This is a genomic window from Myxococcus vastator, from assembly GCF_010894475.1.
GTDB lineage: Bacteria > Myxococcota > Myxococcia > Myxococcales > Myxococcaceae > Myxococcus > Myxococcus vastator.
In genome coordinates this window covers 1-1,150 of sequence record NZ_JAAIYB010000871.1, presented here as the reverse complement: position 1 = coordinate 1,150, position 1,150 = coordinate 1, and the positions used below count along the sequence as shown (strand labels likewise).

Genomic DNA, 1,150 nt, shown 5'->3' with positions numbered 1-1,150 from the left:
CCCTGGCCCAGCACGGCGCCAAGGTGGGCCTGCTCGACGCGGACTTCTACGGCCCCTCCGTCCCCCTGATGACCGGCCTGGGCGACAAGCGCCCCGTCAGCCCGGACGGCAAGTCGCTCAACCCGCTGGAGGCCCACGGCCTCAAGGTCATGTCCATCGGCTTCCTCGTGGAGGCCGACCAGGCGCTCATCTGGCGCGGCCCCATGCTCCACGGCGCGCTGATGCAGCTCGTCCGCGACGTGAACTGGGGCGAGCTCGACTACCTCGTCCTCGACCTGCCCCCCGGCACCGGTGACGTCGCGCTCACGCTGTCCCAGTCCATCCGCGCCGCGGGCGCCGTGCTCGTCACCACGCCGCAGGACGTGGCGCTCGCCGACGTGGTCCGCGCCAAGCAGATGTTCGACAAGGTCCACATCCCCGTGCTGGGCATCGTGGAGAACATGAGCCAGTTCGTCTGCCCGAACTGCTCGCACATCACGCCCATCTTCAACCACGGCGGCGGTCGCAAGGCCGCGCAGATGTTCGGGATTCCATTCCTCGGCGAAATCCCGCTGGACCTGAAGGTGCGGGAGTCTGGAGACTCCGGCGTTCCGGTGGTCGTAAGCGCCAAGGACAGCCCGGAGGCGAAGGCCTTCCAGGAGGTCGCGCGGAACATCGCGGGGCGCGTCTCCGCCCAGAGCATCAAGAGCGTTCCGCTGCCGGTCATGCAGGCCCGCTAACTATCGAGGAGACTTCATGGCCCCGGCCGGCAACGACGACTTCCCGCCTGATCCGCTGCTCGACGACGACGAACGGCAGGACCGCTCCAGTGGCTCCAACGGCCCCGCGGGCTTCGTTCCGGAGTTCGTCCGCCGCATGGCCGTGGCCGGCCTGGGTGCCCTCTTCATGACCGAGGAGGGCATCCGCAACCTCGCGGGCCAGCTCAAGCTCCCCAAGGAGGCCCTGGGCTTCATCCTCGGCCAGGCCGAGAAGACCAAGGACGAGGTGACGCGCGCCGTCACCGAGGAGCTCCGCCGCTTCCTCCAGTCCGAGAAGCTGCGCGACGAGTTCCTCAAGCTCATGTCCGGCATGACGGTGGAGATCAAGGCGCAGATCCGTCTGGTGCCTCCCGAGAAGGAGGAGCAGCCCTCCGATCCGGAGGCCCCCGCCG

2 protein-coding genes are annotated in these 1,150 nt (G+C 68.8%); both read left to right on the top strand.

What is annotated here, in order from left to right; all coding sequences use genetic code 11:
- Positions 1–719: Mrp/NBP35 family ATP-binding protein (locus G4D87_RS37995; protein ID WP_163787622.1), on the top strand; the 719-nt coding region annotated here is incomplete at its 5' end.
- A gap of 16 nt (positions 720–735) precedes the next feature.
- On the top strand, positions 736–1,150 hold a 415-nt coding region (locus tag G4D87_RS37990; protein ID WP_163787621.1), incomplete at its 3' end, for a hypothetical protein.